Source organism: Limosilactobacillus galli, assembly GCF_947381495.1.
GTDB lineage: Bacteria > Bacillota > Bacilli > Lactobacillales > Lactobacillaceae > Limosilactobacillus > Limosilactobacillus galli.
Map to the genome: position 1 here is coordinate 1 of NZ_CANCWK010000079.1, position 2,114 is coordinate 2,114.

A 2,114-nucleotide genomic window follows, 5' to 3' on the forward strand; every position below is an offset into this window, starting at 1 on the left:
AGGGGCGTGAACCGCAAGAAACCGCGGCTCACGCCCTTTCATTTGTTTTCAATACGTATCGTTATTGACTGCTTACATCACAACTCCAGCATAGTAGTGTCACATTACAGTATTCAAGGGATTCTAAACGCTTTCGGAAATTCACTTCAGTTAAGTACTAATATCTTCAGTGAATGGTATTAAAACAAAAGAGTCATTCAGGTTGTGCCTAAGCCTGAATGACTCTTTGAATTTGCTAGTTTAGTTTATTATTTTTGTCAGGAAGCAGCTGCATCTAATTTTAATAACGCTGCTTAGCTGCGAATCCAAGGCCGAGCATTGCAGCCATGGCGCCTAATGCCATCGCTACAATACCGTTTTCGTTCCCAGTTTGTGGCAGTTTGTTGCCGTTTTGTTGTGCCTTGACAGCTTCACGGGTCATTGGAGCAACATTAGCGCTAACTTGTGCTTGGCTTGCTGGGTAGTTAATGGTAGTAACATTAGCAGCATAGTTGCTAGTTGCTTGGCCAGCAACGGACTTGGCATCAGTATTGACGGCAACTTGGTGGTCAATTACTTGACTGTTACCATTAACTTCATGATCAACAACTTGGTTATTGTCGGTAGACTTAGTGTCGATCTTGGAATTAGATTTATGATCAACATTCTTGTTGTCACTTAATTTGATAGTCTGATCGCCTTGGTTGCCCTTGTGATCATCCTTGCCAGGCAGTACAACTTCGTGACCGTCATTAGTGTTATAGTGGTCACTATCACCCTTGGCTGCTGACGAGCTGGAGTTCTTCAGCTTTTGTTCCAGAGCATTGTATTCCTCTTGGTCCTGGGCCTTGAGAGCAGCGAACTGATCGTCAAGCGTCTTCTGTTGCTTAGCCAGGTTATCCTTGATGGTCTTGATTTGGCCTTGCAGCTTAGTGATTTCAGGGTCATTTTTGCTGATTTGCTTCTTCAATGCTTCGATCTTAGTCTTGGCATCGTTTTGAATTTCGGCGAGCTTTGCTTCATGGTTCTTCTTCAACTGAGCCAATTGGGCTTGATAGTCAACTTTGATCTTAGCAATGGCTTGGTCGATACTAGTTGGTTCAGTCTTAATCTTGGATACTTGAGCATCGTAATCTGATTTCAAACTGGAGAGCTTAGCCTGGTAGTCACTACTAATTTGTTTAACTTGGTTGTCATAGCTTGTCTTTAGACTAGTTAACTGCTTTTGTAGTTTATTGATTTGGCCGGAAACATCCGTATTACCAGCAATTTTGGCAATGTTTTGTGTCCGACTAGCAACCAAGTCGTTGTACTTGTTAGTAGCATCAATAGCTACTTTCTTATCTTGGCCCAACTTAGCGGTGTCGGACGTCAGCTTGGAGTTAGCATCCTCAAGAGCAGAATTAGCAGTGACAATAGCGTTCTTGAAAGAAACAACATCATCTGATACATCACTTGTTAAGTCTGTACCTGAAGTAATAGAAGACGGATTAGTATAATCGTAACGATATACGATATCACAGAAATAATTATTTTCGTCTTCAGCATCACTAGTACTTACTGGAGAAACCCCAATAGCAGCATAAACAGGTCCAGTAATAGCAGTGGTGTAGTTTTGAGCGTGTCCATGTCCCCCGCCATGTTCGAATAACATAGCTGTAGTCCAATAGAAGACCATTGCGCGAAGATCATCCATTATTTGTAGAGTAGCATTCGGTCCCGCGTAAGTATTTAGGTCAGGAAAAATTTCACTTGGTTTGACTTGAGACCAAGACTCTTTAGTTTTCTCAGGTGCCACGTAACTTTGATCAGCAGCATTTTCACCACTAAATTCATATTTATTTGCATCAACAAATTTAGAGTGGTCATGATTAACACCCATCTTATCTTGAGCTTCAATAGTAGTTTTTTTTGAAGCCAAAGAGCATAATCAGTATTACTCTTAAGCATCGGCAGCTTAGGACTAAACGTTTTACGAATATTATTAACCAAGTCCAGAGCATACTGGTTAATTTCCGCGGTTTGTAAAATTAAGTTAGAAAAATAAAAATCTAAATTTTCTAAATTTCAAGAATAAGTTAGCCACTAAGCTGAAATAAATAGCACTGACCAATTAATTATTGGTTGATGAGAAC

At 40.4% G+C, this 2,114-nt stretch carries 1 protein-coding gene; it reads right to left on the reverse strand.

The window, feature by feature from the left end:
- Window positions 1-280: 280 nt before the first annotated feature.
- A complete protein-coding gene (locus tag QOS10_RS09160) occupies window positions 281-1,633 on the reverse strand; it encodes an LPXTG cell wall anchor domain-containing protein (protein WP_283595171.1) in 1,353 nt (450 codons plus the stop codon).
- Window positions 1,634-2,114 lie beyond the last annotated feature (481 nt).

Bases quoted from the DNA above. Each gene is read 5' to 3' on its own strand.
- QOS10_RS09160 (WP_283595171.1), bottom strand. From the start codon at position 1,633: ATGTTATTCGAACATGGCGGGGGACATGGACACGCTCAAAACTACACC.